We start from the raw sequence: 21,642 nt of genomic DNA, 5'->3' as shown, positions 1-21,642 counted from the left end.
ACCTGCCCGGTGACTATGCGCCGAACCGCAGCTCCGAACTGATCGTCTCCCACAGCGCGTCGAACCACCGCCGCGACTGCTCCACGAACCCGGCGTCCCGCGCCCCGGCATGCCCCTCGAAGGCGAACAGCATCGAGCGCGTGCCGTCGGCGTCGTACAGCTCCAGGTGCTCGTGCTCGATCTCCCGCTCGCCCCGCTTGAGCGTGTAGTACGCGAACAGCGCCTCCGAGCCGTTGAGCAGGTACAGCTTCACCGGAGGGGTGAACGGCAGCGCCCGGAAGGAGACCTGGACGTCGACGCCGTGCGTGGTCAGCAGGGCCAGCAGGTTCTGCCGCAGCACCTGGCCCTGGGCGTTGCGCTGGGCCAGCCAGCGGCGGTGCAGCAGCCCGCCGTCGTCCGCGGCCACCGGCGCCGGGAAGGCGAGGGCGATGTCCCGGCTGGGCAGCAGTACCCGGACGTCGATCTTGGCCGGTTTCAGCCGTCCCGCGTGGATCTGCCGCAGGGGCTCGCCGATGGCCAGCGTGAGCGAGACCGCGGTCAGGCAGAGCGCGTCGATGCGCACGTGCGGGGCGGCGAAGGCGGCCGCGATGCGCGGCGCGAGGCCGGCCATGGTGGGCTGCGGCGGCGCACCCGGCCCGGCCGCCGGCGCGGACAGCACCGCCACCGTGGCCGGGCTCCCCTTGGACACGTTGGTGAGCAGCCGCTCCGTCTGGAGGATCCGCAGCGCCTGCCGTACGGCTCCGCGCTCGACGCCGAACTCCCCGGCCAGCTCGGCCTGCGTGGGCATGCGCTGACCCGGCCGCAGCACCCCGGACCTGATCCGGCTGCGCAGTTCGTCGGCGATGTCGCGATGGGACGAGCGGGGCGGTTGTGGCCGCGTCCGTCCATTGGCGGAGACGTGCTCCGGATCCACGAACAAACGCTACAACTTCCCGCCAACTTACGGCAGTTCGCCGACAGCTGGTTATGCGCCGCTTCTCCGCGGAGATAAGTACAGTGAAGTTGGCTGCCAACTTGCAGCACATGGTCGAGCTTCCCAGTGGTTGGCCGACCGGGCTTCCTTCCGGAGGGGAGCCGGGAGCCCGGACAGGGGACGGCCACCGAAGCGCACAGTCACAACTGAACAGGACATGGAACAAGCAGCACAGCCACAACTGAACACCGCACAGCACAGCCACAACTGAACAGCTCGCTACGGATAACAGTCAGGGGCAGCCGGGAGAAGGGAAGCGTCAGAAGAGGTCCGGGCACCACGGGCGCCCGGGCGAGCGGAACAGGGCGTCGGCCTTCCGGGCGGCGCCCTCTCGTTCTTCCCGTACCCGCGTCCCGTACCCGCGTCCCGCACTCGCCCCGACACGACGAGCCGCGCCGCCGCCGCGCGCTCAGGTCAGCAGGTCGTCCACCTGCGCCTCGCCCACCCGGTAGCGGCGCGCGATCTCTCCGCTGCACTCGTCGGTGGTCTGCTGAAGCCGCTGCCGCCGCCGCGAGACCTCCTGCTCGTACTGGACCAACCGCCCCATGGCACTGGTCAGTTCGAGATCCGTCCGGGCCGCGAGATCGCTCAGCTCGACCTCGCCGAGCATCTCGGCGGCCAGCTGCCGGTACTCCTCGTTGTGCGGGGTGCCGAGCGTGACATGGCGGGCCGAGGAGCGGTGCCGGGCCGGGGCGTCCTTGAGGATCTCCGGGAGCCGGTCGACCACGGAGCCGTCCGCGGGCGCCGGCAGCGAGGCCCGGCCGCGCCGGCACAGCTCCGCGCGCAGGATGTCGATCCGGCCCTGGAGCAGCCGCCGCACATAGCTGAGGTCCGCCTCGTCCCGCTGTGCGTCCCGGCGCAGGATGCGCAGCTCGGGCAGGCTGAGCCGGGCCAGGTCCGGGTCGCGGGGCTCTGCGGACAGCGCGGGACCCGGGATGCCGTCAGCACGCTGGACGGGCGGCCGGTACGCCGTCTCCGGCACCCTCTCCGGCAGTCCCTGCGTCCCCAGCCACCCGCTGGTGCTCGGTGTGCTCATGTGCTTGTGACCGTCCCCTCGACCGGCGTGTGGAAGCATCGTGCCACCCCAACCGACCCCTATGTGACCGTGTGCCCCCGAACGGCCCCAGATGGGGGGTAAGGGCTTGATAATGAACCCCCTGTGAGCACGTACCGGACACCCGGCATGATGGTCCGCATGCGAGCGGTGGTGCAGCGGGTGGACGGCGCGAGTGTCGTCGTGGACGGCGAGACGGTGGGCGCGATCGAGGGCGAGGGACTGTGCGTCCTCGTCGGGGTGACCCATGAGGACACCAAGGAGAAGGCGGCGCAGCTGGCGCGCAAGCTGTGGTCGATCCGGATGCTCCAGGACGAGCGGTCCTGCAGCGACGTCGACGCCCCGCTGCTGGTCATCAGCCAGTTCACGCTCTACGGCGACGCGCGCAAGGGCCGCCGCCCCACCTGGAACGCGGCGGCCCCGGGCGATGTGGCCGAGCCGCTGGTCGACGAGGTGGTCGCCCAGCTGCGGGCCCTGGGCGCGACGGTGGCGACGGGCCGGTTCGGCGCCCGGATGAGGGTGTCGCTGACGAACGACGGCCCGTTCACGGTGCTGCTGGAGATGTAGCGGCCGGGCCTCAGGGCTCGACCACGACCTCCTGCGCGGCGGCGGTGTCCCCGGCCATCAGCCGGGCGTCCACGGGCACGTTCCGCTTGACCAGCGCGAGAGCGACGGGCCCCAGCTCGTGGTGCCGTACGGACGTCGTCACGAACCCGATCCTGCGCCCGTCGGGCCCCTCGTCCGCGACCCGGATCTCGGTCCCCGGCACCGGCAGGTGCACCTCGCTCCCGTCCAGGTGGAGGAAGACGAGGCGGCGCGGCGGCTTGCCCAGGTTCTGCACGCGGGCGACGGTCTCCTGCCCCCGGTAGCAGCCCTTCTGCAGGTGCACCGCCGTGCCGATCCAGCCCAGCTCGTGCGGGATGGTCCGGTGGTCGGTCTCGAAGCCGAGCCGGGGCCGGTGGTGCTCGACACGCAGCGCCTCGTGGGCGAGCAGCCCGGCGGCGGGCCCGTGCGAGGCGGCGAACGACTCCAGGTCCGCGCGCGGCAGGAACAGATCACGCCCGTACGCGGTCTCCCGTACGACGACCCCGTCCGGCACCTCGGCGATCGACCCGGCGGGCAGGTGGACGACCGCGAAGTCCGCCGTGCGGTCGGCGGCCTCGACCCGGTAGAAGAACTTCATCGACTCCAGGTAGGCGAGGAGCGCGTCCTGCGTACCGGGCTCCACGTGCGCCCAGACGGTCGTGCCGTCGTCGACCAGGTACAGCGCGTGCTCGATGTGCCCGTGCGCGGAGAGGATCAGCGCCTCGGTGGCCTCGCCGGGCGGCAGCTCGCTGACGTGCTGGGTGAGCAGCAGGTGCAGCCAGCTCAGCCGGTCCTCCCCGGTGACCGTGACGACACCGCGGTGCGACAGGTCGACGAATCCGTCGCCCTCGGCGAGGGCGCGCTGCTCACGGAACAGGTCGCCGTAGTGGGCGGCGACACCTTCGTCCACACCCTCGGCGGGGACGGCGCCGGGCAGGGACAGCAGAGGACTCTTCATACGGGCCAGCCTACGACGCGGTAGTTGAACTCTTCAGCGAGCAGTCCCGGCAGCGCCCGAAGATCGCGAAGTGCTTCATGTCGGTGTCGAAACCGAACTGTGCGCGCAGCTTCGCCGTGAACTCGGCGGCGACCCCGACATCGGCCTCGATCACGTTCTCGCAGTCCCGGCACACCAGGTGCAGATGGTGGTGGCGGTCGGCGAGGTGGTAGGTGGGCGCCCCGTGCCCGAGGTGGGCGTGGCTGACCAGACCCAGCTCCTCCAACAGCTCCAGCGTCCGGTAGACCGTGGAAATGTTGACCCCCGACGCCGTCTTCTTCACTTCCGTGAGGATGTCGTCGGGGGTCGCGTGCTCCAGGGTGTCCACGGCTTCGAGCACAAGCTGCCGCTGCGGCGTCAGCCGGTAGCCGCGCTGCCTGAGGTCACTCTTCCAGTCGGTGCTCACCACACCGACGAGTCTAGAACTACTTGAAGAAAGCGATCCCGTCGTCCGGCATGTCGTCCGGCAGGGCCTTGGCCCAGCGCTCGACGTCCTCCGGGGTGACGACCTTCTTCAGGTGGGCCGACATGTAGGGGCGCAGCTCGACGTCCGGGGTCTGCTTCTCGCCGACCCACATCAGGTCGCTCTTCACATACCCGTAGAGCCGCTTGCCGCCGCTGTACGGCTGGGAGGCGGCCGTGCGCGCGACGGCGTCGGTCACGAGGTCGATCTGCGGCTTCTTGTCGGCCATCTCGCCGTACCAGATCTCGATGACACCGTCGTCGCGGGTCATCGTCACCTCGACCTTGCGGCCGGCGTCGATCCGCCAGAAGCCGGACTCCGACTCCAGCGGGCGGACCTTGTTGCCGTCCTTGTCCAGCACCCAGGTGTGGGAGTGGTACTCGAGGAAGTCCCGCCCGTCGTGGGTGAAGCTGACCTCCTGGCCGAAGTTGCACTTCTCCGATCCCGGGAAGTCGTGCACGCCCGCCCCGGCCCAGTTGCCGAGCAGGAAGGCGAGCGGGACGAGGTCCTTGTGCAGGTCGGACGGGATTTCGATCATGGTCGGAAGGCTTTCCTAGACGTGGTTCAGCGCTGGCCCTGGTACAGCTTCTTCACGGCCAGGGCGGCGAAGGCGAGCACGCCGACGCAGACCAGGACCAGCAGGGTTTCGAAGAATGCTTCCACGGGTGCTCCTTGGGCGAGGGCGGGCATACGACAGAGCCGGGGCCCAGCTTACGCGGCCGGGCCCCGGCCCTCTTGACGAGGTGCGCCGTCCGGGCCTCAGCCCTCTTTGACCCCGTCCACGAACGCCTTCCAGGCGGGGGCGCCGATCAGGAGGGGGGTGCGGGTGGTGTCCTTGCTGTCGCGGACCGGGATGAGGGAGGGGATGCTGTCGGAGACTTCGACGCACTGGCCGCCGTCCGAGTTGCTGTAGCTGCTCTTGCGCCACGTCACGTTGCTCAGGTCGATGGCCCGCACGGCACTTCCTCCAACATCCGCAGGATGAACTTCCGCGACTCGACCGGGGACAGGGCCGAATCGCGCACCGCATCATAAGTGCGCTGGAAACGCTCAACCTTGCTTGGTTCTGCGATCAGTTCACCATGTACGTCGTTCTCGGCGTAAGCCACGGTACGGGTGTCCAGCAGCCGCAGGAACATCAGGTCAGTGCTTGCCAGGCCGTGAAAGCTGACGCTGAACGGCAACACCTGGAGTGTGATGCTCGGGCGCTCCGACATCTCCAGCAGGTGCTCCAGCTGCTCACGCCACTCGCCCCGATTGGGCAGCGGCGTCCGCAGGACCGCCTCGGACAGGATGCTGCGGAAGGTGGGCGCCTCGCTGCCCTCCAGCAGCTCCCGCCGCCCAATGCGGGCTTCTACCTGCTGCTCCAGTTCGTTGCCCTTGATCCCGCCCGCCGCGAGCGCTTCACGCGCGTACGCATCGGTTTGCAGAAGCCCCGGCGGCCTGCTCACCCCGTAGTGCCACAGGCTCACCGCCTCCGACTCCAGAATCATGTACCGCCGGTACTGCTCCTTGAACTGCGCGGGGTCAGCCACCGCCAGCTCCCACAGCGTGACCAGCAACCCCGGTGTCCCGTAGTACTGGTCCAGCGCCTGTACGACCTCGGGGCTGCCCAGCGTCCGCCCGCTCTCCATCTTCCCGAACTGCGAGGCATCCCAGCCGACTTCCTCCGCCAGCCTCCGCAGGCTCAAGCCCCGCTCGGTCCGCAGGAGCCGTAACTCCTCGGCGAACCGCACCCTCGGCTCCTGACTGCGTCCCGTGACCACCCTTCGCTGCGGCATCGCGCTCCTCGGCTGTGGAATTTGTGGAATTTGGCTCGCCCGGCGTGGAAGTTGGGCCGCTCAACAGCCCGGATGCCGTTTCTCTGCGCCATGCTCATAGCGCCGCTCGAACACGCAGCGTAGCGCCCCCTTTGCGCTGCGCGCAGGGGTGCGGAGAAAAGGAGCTGCCCCATGATCGACATCACTCGGCCGCCGAGCCCCGTCCCCGGCTGCGCCGCCTGCGCGGAGCTGGTGGAGCGGCGGGAGGTCGCGCAGGCGACGTACGACAGGAGCGCCGAGGTGGACGCCAACGTGCTGCTGCGCCAGCACCAGCGCAAGGAGCACCAGGCATGAGCGGGCTGCCGTACGAGGAGTGCAAGCGGTGGCAGGAGGAGGGGCGTACGCCGCCCCGGGACCCGGGGGCCGTCACGCCCGCGTACGCGGTGCCGCCCTTCCACCCGTACTTCGCCGAGCGGGCCCGGGAGCGACGGCGCCCGCGGCGGTCGGTGGACGGCGCCACCGTCAGCGGGGTGCTCACCGTCCTCTGCCTGGCCGCGCTGATCGTCACCGTCGTCGCGGCTACGCTTCCGTCATGACCAAGAAGCTCGTGATCAAGGTGACGGCCGGGGCCGACGCGCCCGAGCGGTGCTCGCAGGCGTTCACCGTGGCGGCCGTGGCCGTGGCCAGCGGTGTCGAGGTCTCGCTGTGGCTGACCGGCGAGTCGTCCTGGTTCGCGCTGCCGGGGCGGGCGGCGGAGTTCGAGCTGCCGCACGCCGCCCCGCTGCCCGACCTGATCGAGGCGGTCCTCGCGGCGGGACGCATCACGCTGTGCACGCAGTGCGCGGCCCGCCGGGAGATCACCGAGAAGGACGTCATCGAGGGCGTGCGGATCGCCGGCGCGCAGGTCTTCGTGCAGGAGTCCCTGGCGGACGACACCCAGGCGCTCGTCTACTGACCGCTCACCGCCTGGGGCGCTTCTTCCCGTCCAGCTCGTCCCACCACTCGTCGGACTGCGGGTCGCCGGACGGGTCGTCCCACCAGCGGTCCTCGGGCCCCCGCCGGTTCGCGACCATCGCGGCGACCGGCGGGATGACCATGGCGACCACGCACAGGCCCACGGCCGCGGGCACCGACCACAGCCGTACGACCCCCCAGGCCAGGACGAAGAGCCCGATACAGGTCCCCATCATGGCGAAGTAGATGTGCCGCCGCCGCGCGTACATATCTCAAGGGTAGGTCCCGGCGCCCCGCCCGGCTCTGTCCGTGCGGGGCGGGGTGCGGCACCGCCCCGCAGCCCTGTCACAAGTGATCGACAAACGCCCACGATCCCGCCCCTCAGGGTTACCGTGGCGTACGTCGACGCCGTACCGCACGGCGAACGAAACGCCGCCGACCCGGGGGAACCTCCACATGCGCGCCCTGCGAATAATCCTGATCCTCGTCGTGATCCTGGGCGGGCTGTTCGTGATCGCGGACCGGGTCGCCGTGCACTTCGCCGAGGGGCAGGCCGCCGACAAGCTGAGGTCGACGCAGAACCTGTCCTCGACGCCGGACGTCAGCATCAAGGGGTTCCCGTTCCTCACCCAGCTCGCCGGCGGATCGCTGGACGACGTCGAGGTCGGGATCAAGAACTACCAGGCCGCCACCGGGACCAGCGGCCAGACCATCCGGATCGACGACCTGAAGGCCGACATGAAGGGCGTCTCCTTCTCCGGCGACTACAGCTCCGCCACCGCGGACACCGCCACCGGCACCGCGACCGTCTCCTACGCCGAACTGCTGAAGACCGCCAAGTCCGAGCCGACCGAGGTCGCCCCGGGGATCAAGGCCCGGGTGGTGGGCCTGTCCGACGGCGGCAACGGCAAGATCAAGGTCGCGGTCCATGTGACGGGCGCGTTCCTGTCCATCCCGATCGACCAGACGATGTCCGTGCTCAGCACCGTGTCCGTCGTGAACGACAAGGTCGAGGTCCACGCCGACTCGCTGCCCACGCTGGCCGCCGTCTCGCTGGCCGAGACCCGCGTCCGCCAGATCACCGACTTCCAGCAGGCCATCAACCAGCTGCCCGGCGGCATCAAGCTGGACAAGGTGGAGGCCGCGCAGGACGGTGTGGAGATCCATGTGAAGGGTTCGGACGTCAAGCTGGCGGGGTAGGGACTCCGCCGAACACCGGCGGTGGACAGAGACCGTCCAATTGGCGAGACGGTCACGTCCGTTCGGTAGCCGCCGTCCCCCACACGAGCGTCCGGAGGCCGCACAGGCGCGCCCCGGGCGCTCTTCTCGTCCCGCCATGCGGACGATCGCGTCTCGTCATATGACACACCGGTGACACGCCCGCCCGGACGTCCCTACGATCGGGGCCATGAAGCGACAGGCGGATCTCACGAAGCGGCGGGCAGTGGACCTGTGCCGCGTTGCCGCCATGCTCTGTCGCCCCTTCTGAGTGGAAGTCACTCACTTCCGCATCCCTCAGCCGCCCTGCTGGTAAGGGCACCCGTGCGCCGCCCGGATCCCGAGCGCGCACCTCTCTACTTGCACGCCCCGCCGCGACTGCCCCGGAGGAGAAAGAGCATGAGCCGCAGCGACGTCCTCGTAGACGCCGACTGGGTCCAGGAGCACCTGGACGACCCCACCATCGCCCTGGTGGAGGTGGACGAGGACACGTCCGCCTACGAGAAGAACCACATCCGCAACGCGATCCGCATCGACTGGACCAAGGACCTCCAGGACCCGGTGCGCCGTGACTTCATCGACCAGGAGGGCTTCGAGAAGCTCCTGTCGCAGAAGGGCATCGCCAACAACCACACGGTGATCCTCTACGGCGGCAACAACAACTGGTTCGCGTCCTACGCCTACTGGTACTTCAAGCTGTACGGCCACGAGAACGTCAAGCTCCTCGACGGCGGCCGCAAGAAGTGGGAGCTGGACGCCCGCGAGCTGGTCCCCGGCGACGAGGTCCCCGAGCGCGCCAAGACGGACTACAAGGCCAAGGCCCAGGACACCTCGATCCGTGCCTTCCGTGACGACGTCGTCGCCGCGATCGGCTCGCAGAACCTGGTCGACGTACGCTCGCCCGACGAGTTCTCCGGCAAGCTGCTCGCCCCGGCGCACCTGCCGCAGGAGCAGTCGCAGCGTCCGGGCCACGTCCCGAGCGCCAAGAACATCCCGTGGTCCAAGAACGCCAACGACGACGGCACGTTCAAGTCGGACGAGGACCTGAAGGCCCTCTACGCCGAGGAGAGCGTGGACCTCTCCAAGGACACGATCGCCTACTGCCGCATCGGTGAGCGCTCGGCCCTGACCTGGTTCGTGCTGCACGAGCTGCTCGGTGTCCAGAACGTCAAGAACTACGACGGCTCCTGGACCGAGTACGGCTCCCTCGTCGGCGTGCCGATCGAACTCGGCGCCGGTAAGTAGACCAACGCCCTTTACCCCTCAAGGAGTTCAACATGTGCGGTGCGAAGGCCGGTGGCCCGGACGCCTCGACGATCAAGCCCGGTGAGACCACGATCCAGGGCCAGGTGACCCGCGACGGCGAGCCGGTGACGGGCTACGTCCGTCTGCTGGACTCGACCGGCGAGTTCACGGCCGAGGTGCCGACCTCGGCGACCGGTCAGTTCCGGTTCTACGCGGCTGAGGGCACGTGGACGGTGCGCGCGCTGGTGCCCGGCGGCACGGCCGACCGCACGGTTGTCGCCCAGCAGGGCGGGCTGGCTGAGGTCGCCATCGCGATCTGAGCGGGCCGAGGGCTCAGTGACGGCTGAGTGACGGACCGAAGGGCCGTACCCCCGGGGTTGGACGCCAGGTGGGGGTACGGCCCTTCGGCTTGCCGGCCGCGCGGCCGGCCGGGGCCGGTCCGGCGACCGCGACACAATCCGCCGGACAGGTCCTAACCCAGCGCCCGGCCCAGTGCCCACACCACCGGCGCGGCCGCCGACAGCGGCAGGGCCACGCCCGCCGTGAAGTGGACGAAGCGGGACGGGTAGTCGTAGCTCGCCGCCCGGTGGCCGATCAGCGCGCAGGCTCCCGCCGCCGCGCCCAGGGCGGCACCCTTCGTGCCGAAGCCCGTCATTCCCCCGACCGCGATCCCCGCGCCGGCCGCGGCCAGCACGGCGACGACGACCGAGACCGGGGTCGGCAGGGGCAGGGCCCGGGCCAGGACGGCGACCGCGACCGCCGCCGCGCCCACGGAGACCGCGTGCGGGTCGGCGCCCAGGTACCCGGTCGCCAGGATCGACAGCGCCGCCGAGACCACCGTCGCCATCAGGCCGTACATCCGCTCGTCCGGCGAGGCGTGCGAGCGCAGCTGGAGGACGAGGGCCAGCAGGACCCAGACGCCGAGCGGGCCGAGGATCGCGGCCGGCGCGTGCCCGCGGCCCGCGACCAGGACCGCCGCGTCGGCGGCCAGCCCGCCCGCGAAGGCCAGCGCGATGCCCTGCCGGGCGGGCCACATCCCGTTCAGCCGGAACCAGCCCGCCGCCGTCACCGCCTGCAGCGCCACCAGCGGGACGGCCAGCGCGTACGAGGCGACCGGTGCCGTCGCGGCCAGCAGCAGGCCGAGCAGTGCGGTCAGCAGCGCCGGCTGCATCCCGGGCTCGATGATCGGCGAACGGCCCTCCAGACGCGCCCGCTGGGCGTCCGTGATCCGGGCGTTGCCGGCGAGCGTGGCGGGGCCGTACTCCGGGTTGGGCTCCCGCTGCGACTGCGGCACCCGCTCCGGCTCCCGCACCGGTTCGGGCTGCGGCTGCGCGTAGGGGCCCGCGTACTGCTGCTGGGGTTGCTGCGGCTGCTGGTACTGCTGGTGCTGGTACGGCTGCTGCGGCTGCTGGTACTGCCCCTCGTACGTCTGCGGCGGCAGATACGCGGTCTCCTCGGCCGGCTGCACCGGCATCTGCGTCGGCGCGTGTGTCTGCGTCTCCCACGTCTGACCCTGCCAGTGCTGGGTCAGCGGGGGGTCGTAGCCGGGCTGCTGTCCGTACTGCTGCTGGTCGTGCGGGCCGTACTGACCGTGCTGCCCGTGCTGACCGTGCTGTTCATGCTGCTCGTGCCCGGGCCACTGCTGTTGCTGTTGCTGTTGCTGCTGGTGTTGCTGCTGGTACGGGTCGTAGCCCTCGTACGGCTGTCTGCCCTGCTGATACGGCTGGTCGCTCATCTCGCCTCATCCTCCTGCGAACGGCGGGAGCACCTCGACCGTGCCGCCCTCGGCCAGCCGTACCGTCTCATGCGCGCGGGTCCCGACGGGGTCACCGTCTATGAGGAAGGAGCATCGCTGCAGCACGCGGGTGAGTTCACCGGGGTGTCGCGCGCGCACGGCGGACAGGGCGTCGGCCAGCGTGTCCGCGTCGTACGGCTCCTCGGCGACGCCGGACGCGGCTTTGGCGGCGGCCCAGTAGCGCACCGTGACCTTGGGCATCTCGTTCCTCAATCGACGGCAAGGGAAATTCAAAGACAGAGAACAGATGGTGTCAGGCTAGCCCGCCGTGCCGACAGCCCAGTCCGCGATCCGGGCGAGCAGCGCGTCGTCCGCCGCGTGCTCGGCGTGGCCCATGCCCGGCTCCACCCACAGTTCCCCGTGGTCACCCGCCGCCTCGGCGAGCATCCGGGGGTGGTCGAGGGGGAAATAGCCGTCCCGGTCGCCGTGGACGACCAGGAGCGGCGTCGGGGCGATCTTCGGGACCGCCTCCACCGGGGAGAGCGGGACCGGGTTCCAGTCCCGGTGGTGGATGCGGGTGCGCAGGCCGTAGCGGCCGACCAGGCGGCCCTCGGGACGGGTGACCAGCCAGTGCAGCCGGCGCATGGGCGCCGTGCCCCGGTAGTACCAGCGGGCGGGGGCGCTGACCGAGACCACCGCGTCGGCCGCGCCGGGGTGCAGGGCCGCGTGCCGCAGGACGACCGAGCCGCCCATGGAGAAGCCGACGGTCGCCACGCGCGCGTGCCCGAGGCCGCGGGCCCACTCCACGGCGGCGGCGAGGTCCAGCACCTCCTTGTCCCCGACCGTGGAGCGGCCGCCGGAGCGTCCGTGGCCGCGGAAGGAGAAGGTGACGACGGCGCCGTAACGGGCGAGCAGGCCCGCCACCCTTCGCACATGCGGCCGGTCCACGTCCCCGGTGAACCCGTGGGCGACGACGAACACCAGGTCGCGGGAGGCCGAACGGCGGGTGTCCGGAGAGGTTTCGTATACGACGGCGCCCGGATCGTATACGGAATCGACCGGAATTCCGTCGGCCGTGCGCAAGAACGTCCGGATAGGGCCCTGTCTGTGCGTCTCGGGATTCGGACGAACGGTGGAATGCGCCACTTGACCTGCCGGACGGTTCCTCATGTGGGCTATTCTGCTGGGCAGAGGACTCGGGCAGCGTAGCCCCCGGGTCCTTTTGTGCTTTCGGAAGCGTTGTATACGAAGCGGGAAACCCCAGGTGATCCGCGGGTGTGTACGGGGCCTTCGGGATCGCAGAGCAGTGCCCGTCCGCACACGTCCTCGCAGGGACCGAGGAGGAACCGACGTATGAGTTCTCTGCTGCTGCTGACCAATGCCCTCCAGCCGTCGACGGAGGTGCTGCCTGCCCTCGGCCTGCTTCTGCACAACGTGCGGGTGGCCCCGGCGGAGGGTCCCGCCCTGGTCGACACCCCCGGTGCCGACGTCATCCTCGTCGACGGCCGCCGCGACCTGCCGCAGGTGCGCAGCCTGTGCCAGCTGCTGCGCTCCACCGGCCCCGGCTGTCCGCTGCTCCTCGTCGTCACCGAGGGCGGGCTCGCCGCCGTCACCGCCGACTGGGGCATCGACGACGTCCTCCTCGACACCGCCGGTCCCGCGGAGGTGGAGGCGCGGCTGCGGCTCGCCATGGGCCGCCAGCAGATCGTCAACGACGACTCCCCGATGGAGATCCGCAACGGCGATCTGTCGGTCGACGAGGCCACCTACTCCGCCAAGCTCAAGGGGCGGGTGCTCGACCTCACCTTCAAGGAGTTCGAGCTGCTGAAGTACCTCGCCCAGCACCCGGGCCGCGTCTTCACCCGCGCCCAGCTGCTGCAGGAGGTGTGGGGCTACGACTACTTCGGCGGCACCCGGACGGTCGACGTGCACGTACGGCGGCTGCGGGCCAAGCTCGGCCCGGAGCACGAGTCACTGATCGGCACCGTACGGAACGTCGGTTATCGATTCGTGACCCCCGAGAAGAACGACCGCAGTGCCGAGAAGGCCGCCGAGAGGGCTGCCGAGGAGGCCAAGGCCGAGGCGGGGCGGGCAAAGGCGGAGGATGCGGGCGCATCGGCCGTCCCGGACGACGCCGACGTCCACGCCGACGCCTAGCCGGCGCATGATTTTCCGCCCCTTCGCATAACGGAGGCATAACGGAGGTGCCGCCGGGGCGTGACCGGCGCCCGCGGCGGGCATTGCTCGCGCACATCCGAGCCGTGATACGCCCTGCCCAGAGCGGGTCCATCCGCGTAGACTCCGCGCGTGGCCAAGGTGACTCGGGATGACGTGGCACGGCTGGCTGGGACCTCCACCGCCGTCGTCAGTTATGTCATCAACAACGGACCCCGGCCGGTCGCCCCGGCCACGCGCGAGCGTGTCCTCGCGGCGATCAAGGAACTGGGGTACCGGCCCGACCGGGTGGCCCAGGCGATGGCCTCCCGGCGCACCGACCTCATAGGCCTGATCATCCCGGACGCCCGCCAGCCGTTCTTCGGCGAGATGGCGCACGCGGTCGAGCAGGCCGCCTCCGAGCGCGGAAAGATGGTCCTGGTCGGCAACACCGATTACATCGGCGAACGCGAGGTCCACTACCTGCGCGCCTTCCTGGGCATGCGCGTCTCGGGCCTGATCCTCGTCTCCCACGCGCTGAACGACCTGGCCGCCGCCGAGATCGACGCCTGGGACGCCCGGGTGGTGCTGCTGCACGAGCGCCCCGAGGCCATCGACGACGTCGCCGTGGTCACGGACGACCTGGGCGGCGCCCAGCTCGCCGTGCGCCACCTGCTGGAGCACGGCTACGAGTACGTCGCCTGCATGGGCGGTACGGCGCAGACACCGGCGGTCGGCGACCCGGTCTCCGACCACGTCGAGGGCTGGAAGCGGGCCATGGCCGAGGCGGGCCTGAGCACTGAGGGCCGGCTGTTCGAGGCGCCGTACAACCGTTACGACGCGTACCAGGTCGCCCTGGAGGTCCTGTCCGGGCCGAACCGGCCGCCCGCGGTCTTCTGCTCCACCGACGACCAGGCGATCGGCCTGCTGCGGGCCGCCCGCGAGCTGCGCATCGACGTGCCCGGCGAGCTGGCGGTGGCCGGCTTCGACGACATCAAGGAGGCCGCGCTCGCCGACCCGCCGCTGACCACGGTCGCCTCGGACCGCTCGGCGATGGCCCGGTCGGCGGTCGACCTGGTCCTGGACGACGGGCTGCGGGTGGCGGGCTCGCGGCGGGAGCGGCTGAAGACGTTCCCGTCGCGGCTGGTGGTGCGCACGAGCTGCGGCTGCCAGGAGATGAAGCCCGTCTGAGCGGCCTCCCCAAGCTGCGAGAAGCGTCTTTATATCGGGCAAACGAGGTTCTGCCGGGCTTCTCAGCGAGCACTCAGGAAGCTCTCACGTTCGCCGGGGATCCTCTTTGCATGACCGAGAGCCAGGGCAACGAGCAGCAGTACCCGCAGCAGCACCACTACTCCGCTCCTGCGAGCCCCGAGTGGCCGCCCCCGCCGTCCTACGCGCCCCCGGCGGCCCCCGTGGCTCCGGAGCCCGCGCCGCGCAAGAGGCGCAACCGCAGTCCGGTCACCCTGCTCGCGGCGGTCGCGCTCGTCGCGGCGGCCGTCGGCGGCGGCACCGCGTACGCCTTCCAGGAGCTGACCGGCAAGGACACGGTCGCCTCCAGCGGCACGGCCACCAACGTGGTGCCCTCCAGCAAGCGGGGCGACGTCGCCGCGATCGCCGCCGCGGTCAGCCCGAGCGTGGTCGAGGTCAACGCCACCCTCAGCAACGGCTCCTCCACCGGCTCGGGCGTGGTGATCACGTCGAACGGCGAGATCGTCACCAACAACCACGTCATCGCCGGCGCGCAGTCGATAAAGGTGCGCACCAGCGACGGCAGGAGCCACACCGCCCAGGTCGTCGGCACCGACAGCTCCAAGGACCTGGCGCTGATCAGGATCCAGGGCGCCTCGGGCCTGAAGGCGGCCTCGCTCGGCAACTCGAGCGCCGTCCAGGTCGGTGACTCGGTCGTCGCGATCGGCTCCCCCGAGGGCCTGACCGGCACCGTCACCAGCGGTATCGTCTCCGCGCTCAACCGGGACGTGACCGTCTCCACCGACGAGAGCCAGGGCCAGAACCAGGGCGGCGACGGATCGTGGCCGTTCCAGTTCGGCGGCCGTCAGTTCAACGGCGACACCGGTTCGTCCACGACGACCTACAAGGCCATCCAGACCGACGCGTCCCTCAACCCCGGCAACTCCGGCGGTGCGCTGATCGACGCGAGCGGCAACATCATCGGCATCAACTCCGCGATGTACTCGTCGAGCCGGCAGTCCTCCTCGTCCTCGGACGCGGGCAGCATCGGTCTCGGCTTCGCGATCCCCGTCAACACCGTCAAGTCCGACCTGGCCAAGCTGCGGTCCGGCTCCAACGGCTAGCAGCTCCGCCAGCGCACAACCGGCACGTCAGCAGGGAGTACGTCATGATCACGCATGTCTCGCACCAGACGCTCCAGATCACCGGCCGCGGCCCCGCCGACATCGGCATGGCCATCTCGATCGCCCGCGACCTGCACCTGCCGATCCCGAAGCCCCGCGCCCCCGAGATCGTCACGCCGCCGGTCCCCCAGCCCCAGCTGATGGGCCTGCGCACCCCCGCCGTGCGCACCCACCGCCGCAAGGTCCCGCTGAACCGTCTGACGGCGGTCCGCGCCTGAGCCCGGCAGGTGTGCCTCCCGGCCCGCCGTCCGTGGCAGGCTGAGAGAGAGCCGTACCCCTCCCCGTCCCCCGCAACCCGAGGAACCGCGAGCGATGAGTCCCGCCGAAGGCGACCGTGACCCCCAGCGCATCCTGATCGTCGACGACGAGCCGGCGGTGCGCGAGGCGCTCCAGCGCAGCCTCGCGTTCGACGGGTACGACACGCAGGTGGCCGTCGACGGCGCGGACGCGCTGGAGAAGGCCACCGCGTACAAGCCCGACCTGGTCGTCCTCGACATCCAGATGCCGCGCATGGACGGCCTGACGGCGGCCCGCCGCATCCGCGGCGCCGGCGACACGACACCGATCCTCATGCTCACGGCCCGGGACACGGTCGGCGACCGGGTGACCGGGCTGGACGCGGGCGCCGACGACTACCTGGTCAAACCGTTCGAGCTGGACGAGCTGTTCGCCCGGATCCGGGCGCTGCTGCGGCGCAGTTCGTACGCGGCCGCCGTGTCGCCGGCGGCCCAGGAGGACGAGGCGCTCACCTTCGGCGACCTGCGCATGGACCTCGCGACCCGCGAGGTCACCCGGGGCGGCCGCCCGGTCGAGCTGACCCGCACGGAGTTCACCCTCCTGGAGATGTTCATGGCGCACCCGCGCCAGGTCCTCACCCGCGAGCAGATCCTCAAGGCCGTGTGGGGCTTCGACTTCGAGCCCTCGTCCAACTCCCTCGACGTCTACGTCATGTACCTGCGCCGCAAGACCGAGGCCGGCGGCGAACCGCGCCTGGTGCACACGGTCCGGGGCGTCGGCTACGTCCTGCGCCAGGGCGGCGCCGAGTGAGGAGGCTGGTCCGCCGGTACCGGTCGCTGCCCATCAGGGCCCGGCTGGCGGTGCTGGTCGCGGCCGCGGTGGCGTTCGCGGTGGCGGCGGTCTCGGTGACCTGCTGGTTCATCGTGCAGGGCAAGCTGTACCAGCAGGTCGACAACGAGCTGGAGAAGGCGATGAGCGGCCCGGGGCAGCTCCAGCAGGCCAGTGTCGCCCTCAACAACTGTGTCAGCACCCCGCAGAGCACCAGCGGCCCCCACTTCCAGGACAGGTACGCGCAGGTCGTCACGGAGGACGGCACGGTCTGCCTGATCGGTGACTCGCCGGGCAAGATCAAGATCATCCAGGCGGACAAGGCGGAGATCAGGAACGGGAACAACCAGCGCCTGTACTTCCGCAACGGAACCGACAGCGAGGGCGACGACCTCCGGGTGATCGTCCGGCCGCTGGGCTCCACCTTCGACCGGAGCACGGGCCAGCGCGGCCCGAACATCGGTGTCGTCGTCGCCGTGAACCTCAAGAGCACCCACAGCACCCTCAACGAGCTGGCCCTCATCCTCCTCCTCGTCTCCGGCATAGGAGTCCTCGGCGCGGGTGCCGCCGGGCTCGCCGTCGCGCGGGCCGGGCTGCGGCCCGTCGACAAGCTCACCGAGGCCGTGGAGCACGTCGCCCGGACCGAGGACCTGACCATCCGGATCCCGGTGGAGGACGACAGCGAGGACGAGGTCGCCCGCCTGTCGCGGTCCTTCAACTCGATGACCGCCTCGCTGGCCAGCTCTCGCGAGCTGCAGCAGCAGCTGATCGCCGACGCCGGCCATGAACTGCGCACGCCCCTGACGTCGTTGCGCACGAACATCGAACTGCTCTCCCGCAGCGAGGAGACCGGCCGCCCCATCCCGCCGGCGGACCGCAAGGCCCTGCTCGCCTCGGTGAAGGCCCAGATGACCGAGCTGGCCTCGCTGATCGGCGACCTGCAGGAGCTGTCCCGCGCGGAGGGCCAGCGCGGTGAGCGGGTCCAGGTGGTGCCGCTGCTGGACACCGTCGAGGCGGCCCTGCGCCGGGCGCGGCTGCGCGGGCCGGAGCTGACGATCAAGGCGGACCTGGAGCCCTGGTACGTCCGGGCGGAGCCGTCCGCACTGGAGCGGGCGGTCGTCAACATCCTCGACAACGCGGTGAAGTTCAGCCCCGAGGGCGGCACGGTCGAGGTGCGGCTGGCCGACGGGGTGCTGACCGTCCGCGACCACGGCCCCGGCGTCGCCGAGGACGAACTCCCGCACGTCTTCGACCGCTTCTGGCGCTCCCCCAGCGCCCGCGCCCTGCCCGGCTCGGGCCTCGGCCTGTCCATCGTGGCCCGCTCGGTCCAGCGGGCGGGCGGCGAGGTCACCCTGACCCGCGCGGAGGGCGGCGGCACGGTGGCGACGGTACGGCTGCCGGGGGCGCCCATGCCTCCGCCGGACACGACGACGGCCTGAGCCCGCCCGGCCGGTCCGGCGCTCCGACACGGTGCGCGGGCGCCGGATCCGGGCGCGGCCGAGGCCGTCCGCGCGGCGCACATGCGGGCTTCTTGGGCGCCGGCTTCTTCGGCTCGTGCTTCCGGGGCCTGGAGGCCGGGCCGGGCTTGCGGGTCTTCTTCACCGGGACGATGATCATGGCCAGGCCCCCACCCGCCCCGTACCCTCGTACGCATGAGCAGCGACGACACCGTACGAGCCTTCCCGGCCCGCTCCATCGAGACCCACTCCGCGCTCACCCCTGACCAGGCCGAGGCCGTACTGGCCCTGCTCGCCGAGGCCGTTCAGGCCGATGGGCAGCAGCCGGTGTCCGAGCAGGGGCGGTTGCAGTTGCGCGGAGGCGCCCGGGAGGGCGTCTCGCATCTGCTGCTGACCGTCGACGGCGAACTCGTGGGCTACGCCCAGCTGGAGGACACCGACCCGGTGGAGGCACCGGCCGCCGAACTCGTCGTCCACCCCGCGCACCGCGGGCACGGGCACGGCCGGGCGCTGGGCTCCGCGCTGCTCGCCGCCTCCGGCAAGCGGCTGCGGGTCTGGGCGCACGGCGGGCACCCCGCCGCCCGGCATCTCGCCCAGGTGCTCGGCCTGACCCTGTTCCGCGAACTGCGCCAGATGCGGCGGCCGTTGACGGATCTGGAGCTGCCCGACCCGAAGCTGCCGGAGGGCGTGACCGTACGCGCCTTCGTGCCCGGCAAGGACGACGCGGCCTGGCTCGCGGTCAACGCGGCGGCCTTCGCCCACCACCCGGAGCAGGGCTCGCTGGCCCAGCGGGACCTGGACGACCGCAAGGCCGAGCCCTGGTTCGACCCGGCCGGGTTCTTCCTCGCCGAGCGGGGCGGCGAGCTGGCCGGCTTCCACTGGACCAAGGTGCACGCCGAGGAAGGGCTCGGCGAGGTGTACGTCCTCGGGGTACGGCCCGGCGAGCAGGGCGGCGGGCTCGGCAAGGCCCTCACCACGATCGGCCTCAGGCACCTGGCCGCTCAGGGCCTGCCGACCGCGATGCTCTACGTCGACGCCGACAACCAGGCGGCGGTGTCGGTGTACGAGCGGCTGGGGTTCACCACGCACGAGACCGACCTGATGTACCGCACCGAGACCTGACACAACCCCGGGCACGGGGCGGCCGGCTTGACGGCCGCCCCTCTTTTGCACCACCCTTTCACTACTCAATTAGTGAAAGGGTGGTGGACGGCGTGGTCGAGTACCGCATCGACCGGCACAGCGGCGTGGCCACCTACGTCCAGATCGTCCAGCAGACCAAACAGGCTCTGCGCATGGGCCTGCTGGAGCCGGGAGACCGGCTGCCCACGGCCCGCGAGGTCGTGGAGGCCACCGCGATCAACCCCAACACCGTCCTGAAGGCCTACCGGGAACTGGAACGGGAGGGACTCGTGGAGGCCCGGCGCGGGCTCGGCACCTTCGTGCGGCGCTCGCTCGGCACCGCCCCGGCCGACTCCCCGCTCCGCACCGAACTGGAGGCCTGGGCCGCGCGGGCCCGCGCCGCCGGGCTGGACCGGGACGACGTGGCCGCGCTCTTCACCGCCGTACTCGACCAGCACTTCACCGGACACGGCCGGCCCGGCGCCGCACCGGACCGGCACCACGGCGTGGGCGGCCACCGCGACGCCGTACCCGACCAGCACCTCGCCGCAGGCGACCCGCACTTCCAGGGAGACCCGTCATGACCGACACGGCGCTGAGAGCCGAGGCTTTGGGGAAACGGTTCGGCCGTCGCCGGGGAGGCTGGGCGCTGCGCGAGTGCGGCTTCCGGCTGCCCACCGGACGGGTGTGCGCGCTCGTCGGGCCCAACGGCGCCGGCAAGTCGACGCTGCTCGCCCTCGCCGCCGGGCTGCTCCCGCCCACCGAGGGCCGGCTGACGGTACTGGGCACCAGCCCGGCCGAGGCCCGGCCCCGGGTCGGCTTCGTCGCCCAGGACAAGCCGCTCTACCCCCAGCTCACGGTCGCCGAGACCCTGCTCATGGGCGCCGGCCTCAACCCCGGGCGCTGGGAGGCCGACGTCGCCGAGCGGATCGTCGCGGGCGGCGACCTCGACCCGAAGGCCCGGGTCCGCACCCTGTCCGGCGGCCAGCGCACCCGGGTCGCGCTCGCCCTCGCCCTCGGCAAACGGCCCGAACTGCTGCTCATGGACGAGCCGATGGCCGACCTCGACCCGCTGGCCCGGCACGAGCTGATGGGCACGCTGATGGCCGAGGCCGCCCAGTACGGCACCACGATCGTGATGTCCTCGCACGTGGTCGCCGAGCTGGAGGACTCCTGCGACCACCTGCTGCTCGTCGGCGGCGGCCGGATCCGGCTGGCCGGGGAGATTGACGACCTGCGCGCCGCCCACCGCCGGGTCAGCGGCGCCGCCGGAACCGCCGGGCTCGACGGACACACCGTGGTCGAGTCCCGGACCACCGGCCGCCAGCTCACCGCGCTGATCCGCCCGGCCGGACCGCTCACCGGCGACTGGCGCGCCTCCGTGCCCTCCCTGGAGGAGCTGGTCCTCGCCCACCTGCGCAATCCGCAGGCCCCCGCCCTCACCACCGCTCCAGCCGTCGCCGAGGAGAGTGCCGCATGACCGCTTCACCCCTGCCCCGGCCCCGGCTGGTCCGCTGGCTGCTGCGGCTGCACCGCCCCGCGCTGTACGGCTGGTCCGGACTGGTCGTCGTCCTCACCGGCCTGCTGATCGCCCTGGCCGGGCCGCTCGCCGACGCCTCGGCCGCGGCCTGGCGGCAGTACGACGCCTGCGGCATGAGCCCGTGCACCTACGACCAGGCCGCGATCCTGCGCTACAAGGACTGGTACAACTACGCCACCTACGCCCTGGACGCACTGCCCTTCCTGGTGGCCACCTGGGCCGGCGCCGCCCTGACCGGCCGCGAGCTGGAGTCCGGCACCGCCCGGCTGGCCTGGACCCAGAGCACCTCCCCGGCCCGCTGGCTCGCGGTCCGCCTCGCCGTCCCGGCACTCGCCGTCACCGCCGGCACCGGCCTGCTGGTCTGGCTGCACCACCACGCCTGGGCCGCCGGCCAGGGCCGTATCGACACCGCCAAGACCTGGTACGACGTCGCGACCTTCTACGCGGGCGGCCCCATCACCGCCGCCCTGGCCCTCGCCGGACTCACGGCCGGCGCCCTGGCGGGCCTGCTGCTGCGCCGTCCCCTGCCCGGGCTGATCCTCGGCGCGGTGCTCACCTCGGGCATCTGGGGCCTGACCCAGGAGCTGATGCCCCACCTGTGGCCGGCGGTCACCGCGACCAGCAGCCTCAAGCAGGGCTTCACCGGCTCCGGCATCAGCGTCGAGCAGGGCCTGGTGACCCGCACCGGCGCCCACCTGCCGGCCCCCTACTGCTCCTCCGACGCCTCGTGCCACGCGGTCCTGGCGAAAGCCGTCGGCTACTACAACCGCTACCACCCCCACTCCCACTACTGGCCGCTCCAGCTCACCTCCACCGCGCTGGTCCTCGCCGTCACCGGGCTGCTGGTGCTCGCCTGCTTCCTGGTGCTGCGCCGGCTCACGGGTGCGCTGCGCGCGGCCGCGCCGGGCAGGGCGGCCGAGGCCACCCTCGTCACCACCGGGTGAGCGC

Annotated in this window: 28 protein-coding genes and 1 pseudogene; 18 read left to right on the top strand and 11 right to left on the bottom strand. The window is 71.4% G+C overall.

The window, feature by feature from the left end:
- Nucleotides 1–13: 13 nt before the first annotated feature.
- Both A6P39_RS23040 and A6P39_RS23035 read right to left on the bottom strand, forming a co-directional pair.
- Complete coding sequence (locus A6P39_RS23040; RefSeq protein WP_067049018.1) at nt 14–919, bottom strand: winged helix-turn-helix domain-containing protein; 906 nt, start codon at nt 917–919, stop codon at nt 14–16.
- Nucleotides 920–1,382: 463 nt separating this feature from the next.
- On the bottom strand, nt 1,383–2,009 hold the full coding sequence (locus A6P39_RS23035; RefSeq protein ID WP_067049021.1) for an RsiG family protein: 627 nt from the start codon (nt 2,007–2,009) through the stop codon (nt 1,383–1,385).
- Nucleotides 2,010–2,168: 159 nt separating this feature from the next.
- Here A6P39_RS23035 and dtd point away from each other — a divergent pair, with 159 nt between their 5' ends.
- The gene (dtd, locus tag A6P39_RS23030) at nt 2,169–2,594 is read left to right on the top strand and encodes a D-aminoacyl-tRNA deacylase (protein ID WP_067049135.1); all 426 of its coding nucleotides are present in this window, start codon (nt 2,169–2,171) and stop codon (nt 2,592–2,594) included.
- Nucleotides 2,595–2,604: 10 nt separating this feature from the next.
- On the opposite strand, the gene ygfZ is transcribed toward dtd, so the two are convergent.
- From ygfZ to A6P39_RS23005, 5 genes are all read right to left on the bottom strand, one after another.
- Complete coding sequence (ygfZ, locus tag A6P39_RS23025) at nt 2,605–3,570, bottom strand: CAF17-like 4Fe-4S cluster assembly/insertion protein YgfZ (RefSeq protein ID WP_067049024.1); 966 nt, start codon at nt 3,568–3,570, stop codon at nt 2,605–2,607.
- Between the two features lie 10 nt (nt 3,571–3,580).
- Nucleotides 3,581–4,018 (bottom strand): Fur family transcriptional regulator, encoded by a 438-nt coding sequence (locus A6P39_RS23020; protein WP_067049027.1) that lies wholly within the window; start codon nt 4,016–4,018, stop codon nt 3,581–3,583.
- Nucleotides 4,019–4,034: 16 nt separating this feature from the next.
- A complete protein-coding gene (locus A6P39_RS23015) occupies nt 4,035–4,610 on the bottom strand; it encodes an FABP family protein (RefSeq protein ID WP_067049031.1) in 576 nt (191 codons plus the stop codon).
- A gap of 221 nt (nt 4,611–4,831) precedes the next feature.
- Nucleotides 4,832–5,029 (bottom strand): DUF397 domain-containing protein, encoded by a 198-nt coding sequence (locus A6P39_RS23010; protein ID WP_067049034.1) that lies wholly within the window; start codon nt 5,027–5,029, stop codon nt 4,832–4,834.
- A complete protein-coding gene (locus A6P39_RS23005; protein ID WP_067049037.1) occupies nt 5,011–5,853 on the bottom strand; it encodes a helix-turn-helix domain-containing protein in 843 nt (280 codons plus the stop codon). The genes A6P39_RS23010 and A6P39_RS23005 overlap by 19 nt, the downstream gene beginning before the upstream one ends.
- 171 nt (nt 5,854–6,024) lie before the next feature.
- Here A6P39_RS23005 and A6P39_RS23000 point away from each other — a divergent pair, with 171 nt between their 5' ends.
- The 3 genes from A6P39_RS23000 to A6P39_RS22990 are packed head-to-tail and all read left to right on the top strand — an operon-like array spanning nt 6,025 to nt 6,787.
- A complete protein-coding gene (locus A6P39_RS23000) occupies nt 6,025–6,186 on the top strand; it encodes a hypothetical protein (protein WP_199840863.1) in 162 nt (53 codons plus the stop codon).
- Complete coding sequence (locus tag A6P39_RS22995) at nt 6,183–6,428, top strand: hypothetical protein (protein ID WP_067049040.1); 246 nt, start codon at nt 6,183–6,185, stop codon at nt 6,426–6,428. Before A6P39_RS23000 ends, A6P39_RS22995 begins: the two co-directional genes overlap by 4 nt.
- Nucleotides 6,425–6,787, top strand: a complete 363-nt coding sequence (locus tag A6P39_RS22990; protein WP_067049043.1) for a DsrE family protein — start codon at nt 6,425–6,427, stop codon at nt 6,785–6,787. The genes A6P39_RS22995 and A6P39_RS22990 overlap by 4 nt, the downstream gene beginning before the upstream one ends.
- Before the next feature lie 4 nt (nt 6,788–6,791).
- On the opposite strand, the gene A6P39_RS22985 is transcribed toward A6P39_RS22990, so the two are convergent.
- Nucleotides 6,792–7,055 carry a DUF3099 domain-containing protein gene (locus tag A6P39_RS22985; RefSeq protein ID WP_067049046.1) on the bottom strand — a complete coding sequence of 88 codons (264 nt, stop codon included), beginning with the start codon at nt 7,053–7,055 and terminating at the stop codon, nt 6,792–6,794.
- Between the two features lie 187 nt (nt 7,056–7,242).
- On the opposite strand from A6P39_RS22985, the gene A6P39_RS22980 reads away from it, so the two are divergent.
- The 4 genes from A6P39_RS22980 (at nt 7,243) to A6P39_RS22970 (ending at nt 9,569) form a co-directional block, all read left to right on the top strand.
- The gene (locus A6P39_RS22980; RefSeq protein ID WP_067049049.1) at nt 7,243–7,986 is read left to right on the top strand and encodes an LmeA family phospholipid-binding protein; all 744 of its coding nucleotides are present in this window, start codon (nt 7,243–7,245) and stop codon (nt 7,984–7,986) included.
- A gap of 208 nt (nt 7,987–8,194) precedes the next feature.
- On the top strand, nt 8,195–8,275 hold the full coding sequence (locus A6P39_RS45535; RefSeq protein WP_350751515.1) for an Ms5788A family Cys-rich leader peptide: 81 nt from the start codon (nt 8,195–8,197) through the stop codon (nt 8,273–8,275).
- A gap of 128 nt (nt 8,276–8,403) precedes the next feature.
- Nucleotides 8,404–9,249, top strand: a complete 846-nt coding sequence (locus tag A6P39_RS22975; RefSeq protein ID WP_067049052.1) for a sulfurtransferase — start codon at nt 8,404–8,406, stop codon at nt 9,247–9,249.
- Nucleotides 9,250–9,281: 32 nt separating this feature from the next.
- A complete protein-coding gene (locus tag A6P39_RS22970) occupies nt 9,282–9,569 on the top strand; it encodes a DUF1416 domain-containing protein (RefSeq protein WP_067049055.1) in 288 nt (95 codons plus the stop codon).
- Between the two features lie 152 nt (nt 9,570–9,721).
- Here A6P39_RS22970 and A6P39_RS22965 read toward each other — a convergent pair whose 3' ends face one another.
- From A6P39_RS22965 to A6P39_RS22955, 3 genes are read right to left on the bottom strand one after another with little or no spacing between them, the layout of a single operon-like run.
- Nucleotides 9,722–10,984, bottom strand: coding sequence for a hypothetical protein (locus A6P39_RS22965; RefSeq protein WP_067049058.1), 1,263 nt, complete (start codon nt 10,982–10,984; stop codon nt 9,722–9,724).
- A 6-nt stretch (nt 10,985–10,990) separates the two neighbouring features.
- Nucleotides 10,991–11,245: a MoaD/ThiS family protein gene (locus A6P39_RS22960; protein WP_067049061.1), complete on the bottom strand. Its 255-nt coding sequence runs from the start codon at nt 11,243–11,245 to the stop codon at nt 10,991–10,993.
- A 57-nt stretch (nt 11,246–11,302) separates the two neighbouring features.
- Nucleotides 11,303–12,154 (bottom strand): alpha/beta hydrolase family protein, encoded by an 852-nt coding sequence (locus A6P39_RS22955; RefSeq protein ID WP_107304403.1) that lies wholly within the window; start codon nt 12,152–12,154, stop codon nt 11,303–11,305.
- A gap of 183 nt (nt 12,155–12,337) precedes the next feature.
- On the opposite strand from A6P39_RS22955, the gene A6P39_RS22950 reads away from it, so the two are divergent.
- From A6P39_RS22950 to A6P39_RS22905, 10 genes and pseudogenes are all read left to right on the top strand, one after another.
- Nucleotides 12,338–13,141: a winged helix-turn-helix transcriptional regulator gene (locus A6P39_RS22950; RefSeq protein WP_067049067.1), complete on the top strand. Its 804-nt coding sequence runs from the start codon at nt 12,338–12,340 to the stop codon at nt 13,139–13,141.
- Between the two features lie 150 nt (nt 13,142–13,291).
- Nucleotides 13,292–14,329, top strand: coding sequence for a LacI family DNA-binding transcriptional regulator (locus A6P39_RS22945; protein WP_079133520.1), 1,038 nt, complete (start codon nt 13,292–13,294; stop codon nt 14,327–14,329).
- A 110-nt stretch (nt 14,330–14,439) separates the two neighbouring features.
- Complete coding sequence (locus tag A6P39_RS22940; protein ID WP_067049072.1) at nt 14,440–15,450, top strand: S1C family serine protease; 1,011 nt, start codon at nt 14,440–14,442, stop codon at nt 15,448–15,450.
- Nucleotides 15,451–15,494: 44 nt separating this feature from the next.
- Complete coding sequence (locus A6P39_RS22935; protein WP_067049075.1) at nt 15,495–15,728, top strand: hypothetical protein; 234 nt, start codon at nt 15,495–15,497, stop codon at nt 15,726–15,728.
- A 94-nt stretch (nt 15,729–15,822) separates the two neighbouring features.
- Nucleotides 15,823–16,557 (top strand): response regulator transcription factor, encoded by a 735-nt coding sequence (locus A6P39_RS22930; RefSeq protein ID WP_067049081.1) that lies wholly within the window; start codon nt 15,823–15,825, stop codon nt 16,555–16,557.
- The gene (locus A6P39_RS22925) at nt 16,554–18,014 is read left to right on the top strand and encodes a sensor histidine kinase (RefSeq protein ID WP_067049084.1); all 1,461 of its coding nucleotides are present in this window, start codon (nt 16,554–16,556) and stop codon (nt 18,012–18,014) included. The genes A6P39_RS22930 and A6P39_RS22925 overlap by 4 nt, the downstream gene beginning before the upstream one ends.
- 213 nt (nt 18,015–18,227) lie before the next feature.
- Entirely contained in the window at nt 18,228–19,154 is a 927-nt protein-coding gene (gene mshD, locus A6P39_RS22920) for a mycothiol synthase (RefSeq protein WP_067049087.1), read from the top strand.
- Between the two features lie 92 nt (nt 19,155–19,246).
- Nucleotides 19,247–19,621: pseudogene (locus A6P39_RS22915) on the top strand (GntR family transcriptional regulator); the annotation flags it as partial.
- A gap of 113 nt (nt 19,622–19,734) precedes the next feature.
- Nucleotides 19,735–20,634, top strand: coding sequence for an ABC transporter ATP-binding protein (locus tag A6P39_RS22910; RefSeq protein WP_067049090.1), 900 nt, complete (start codon nt 19,735–19,737; stop codon nt 20,632–20,634).
- Complete coding sequence (locus A6P39_RS22905; RefSeq protein WP_067049093.1) at nt 20,631–21,638, top strand: ABC transporter; 1,008 nt, start codon at nt 20,631–20,633, stop codon at nt 21,636–21,638. Before A6P39_RS22910 ends, A6P39_RS22905 begins: the two co-directional genes overlap by 4 nt.
- The last annotated feature ends 4 nt before the right edge of the window (nt 21,639–21,642 follow it).

Origin of the sequence: Streptomyces sp. FXJ1.172 (genome assembly GCF_001636945.3) — a bacterium.
In the GTDB taxonomy this organism is placed as follows: domain Bacteria; phylum Actinomycetota; class Actinomycetes; order Streptomycetales; family Streptomycetaceae; genus Streptomyces.
This window is presented reverse-complemented; position numbering and strand designations above follow the sequence as displayed.

What these genes read in the sequence shown, in the direction of transcription:
- A6P39_RS23035 (WP_067049021.1), bottom strand. Translation starts at nt 2,009, where the DNA reads ATGAGCACACCGAGCACCAGCGGGTGGCTGGGGACGCAGGGACTGCCG.
- dtd (WP_067049135.1), top strand. Translation starts at nt 2,169, where the DNA reads ATGCGAGCGGTGGTGCAGCGGGTGGACGGCGCGAGTGTCGTCGTGGAC.
- ygfZ (WP_067049024.1), bottom strand. Translation starts at nt 3,570, where the DNA reads ATGAAGAGTCCTCTGCTGTCCCTGCCCGGCGCCGTCCCCGCCGAGGGT.
- A6P39_RS23015 (WP_067049031.1), bottom strand. Translation starts at nt 4,610, where the DNA reads ATGATCGAAATCCCGTCCGACCTGCACAAGGACCTCGTCCCGCTCGCC.
- A6P39_RS23005 (WP_067049037.1), bottom strand. Translation starts at nt 5,853, where the DNA reads ATGCCGCAGCGAAGGGTGGTCACGGGACGCAGTCAGGAGCCGAGGGTG.
- A6P39_RS23000 (WP_199840863.1), top strand. Translation starts at nt 6,025, where the DNA reads ATGATCGACATCACTCGGCCGCCGAGCCCCGTCCCCGGCTGCGCCGCC.
- A6P39_RS22995 (WP_067049040.1), top strand. Translation starts at nt 6,183, where the DNA reads ATGAGCGGGCTGCCGTACGAGGAGTGCAAGCGGTGGCAGGAGGAGGGG.
- A6P39_RS22990 (WP_067049043.1), top strand. Translation starts at nt 6,425, where the DNA reads ATGACCAAGAAGCTCGTGATCAAGGTGACGGCCGGGGCCGACGCGCCC.
- A6P39_RS22985 (WP_067049046.1), bottom strand. Translation starts at nt 7,055, where the DNA reads ATGTACGCGCGGCGGCGGCACATCTACTTCGCCATGATGGGGACCTGT.
- A6P39_RS22980 (WP_067049049.1), top strand. Translation starts at nt 7,243, where the DNA reads ATGCGCGCCCTGCGAATAATCCTGATCCTCGTCGTGATCCTGGGCGGG.
- A6P39_RS45535 (WP_350751515.1), top strand. Translation starts at nt 8,195, where the DNA reads ATGAAGCGACAGGCGGATCTCACGAAGCGGCGGGCAGTGGACCTGTGC.
- A6P39_RS22975 (WP_067049052.1), top strand. Translation starts at nt 8,404, where the DNA reads ATGAGCCGCAGCGACGTCCTCGTAGACGCCGACTGGGTCCAGGAGCAC.
- A6P39_RS22970 (WP_067049055.1), top strand. Translation starts at nt 9,282, where the DNA reads ATGTGCGGTGCGAAGGCCGGTGGCCCGGACGCCTCGACGATCAAGCCC.
- A6P39_RS22965 (WP_067049058.1), bottom strand. Translation starts at nt 10,984, where the DNA reads ATGAGCGACCAGCCGTATCAGCAGGGCAGACAGCCGTACGAGGGCTAC.
- A6P39_RS22960 (WP_067049061.1), bottom strand. Translation starts at nt 11,245, where the DNA reads ATGCCCAAGGTCACGGTGCGCTACTGGGCCGCCGCCAAAGCCGCGTCC.
- A6P39_RS22955 (WP_107304403.1), bottom strand. Translation starts at nt 12,154, where the DNA reads ATGAGGAACCGTCCGGCAGGTCAAGTGGCGCATTCCACCGTTCGTCCG.
- A6P39_RS22950 (WP_067049067.1), top strand. Translation starts at nt 12,338, where the DNA reads ATGAGTTCTCTGCTGCTGCTGACCAATGCCCTCCAGCCGTCGACGGAG.
- A6P39_RS22940 (WP_067049072.1), top strand. Translation starts at nt 14,440, where the DNA reads ATGACCGAGAGCCAGGGCAACGAGCAGCAGTACCCGCAGCAGCACCAC.
- A6P39_RS22935 (WP_067049075.1), top strand. Translation starts at nt 15,495, where the DNA reads ATGATCACGCATGTCTCGCACCAGACGCTCCAGATCACCGGCCGCGGC.
- A6P39_RS22930 (WP_067049081.1), top strand. Translation starts at nt 15,823, where the DNA reads ATGAGTCCCGCCGAAGGCGACCGTGACCCCCAGCGCATCCTGATCGTC.
- mshD (WP_067049087.1), top strand. Translation starts at nt 18,228, where the DNA reads ATGAGCAGCGACGACACCGTACGAGCCTTCCCGGCCCGCTCCATCGAG.
- A6P39_RS22910 (WP_067049090.1), top strand. Translation starts at nt 19,735, where the DNA reads ATGACCGACACGGCGCTGAGAGCCGAGGCTTTGGGGAAACGGTTCGGC.
- A6P39_RS22905 (WP_067049093.1), top strand. Translation starts at nt 20,631, where the DNA reads ATGACCGCTTCACCCCTGCCCCGGCCCCGGCTGGTCCGCTGGCTGCTG.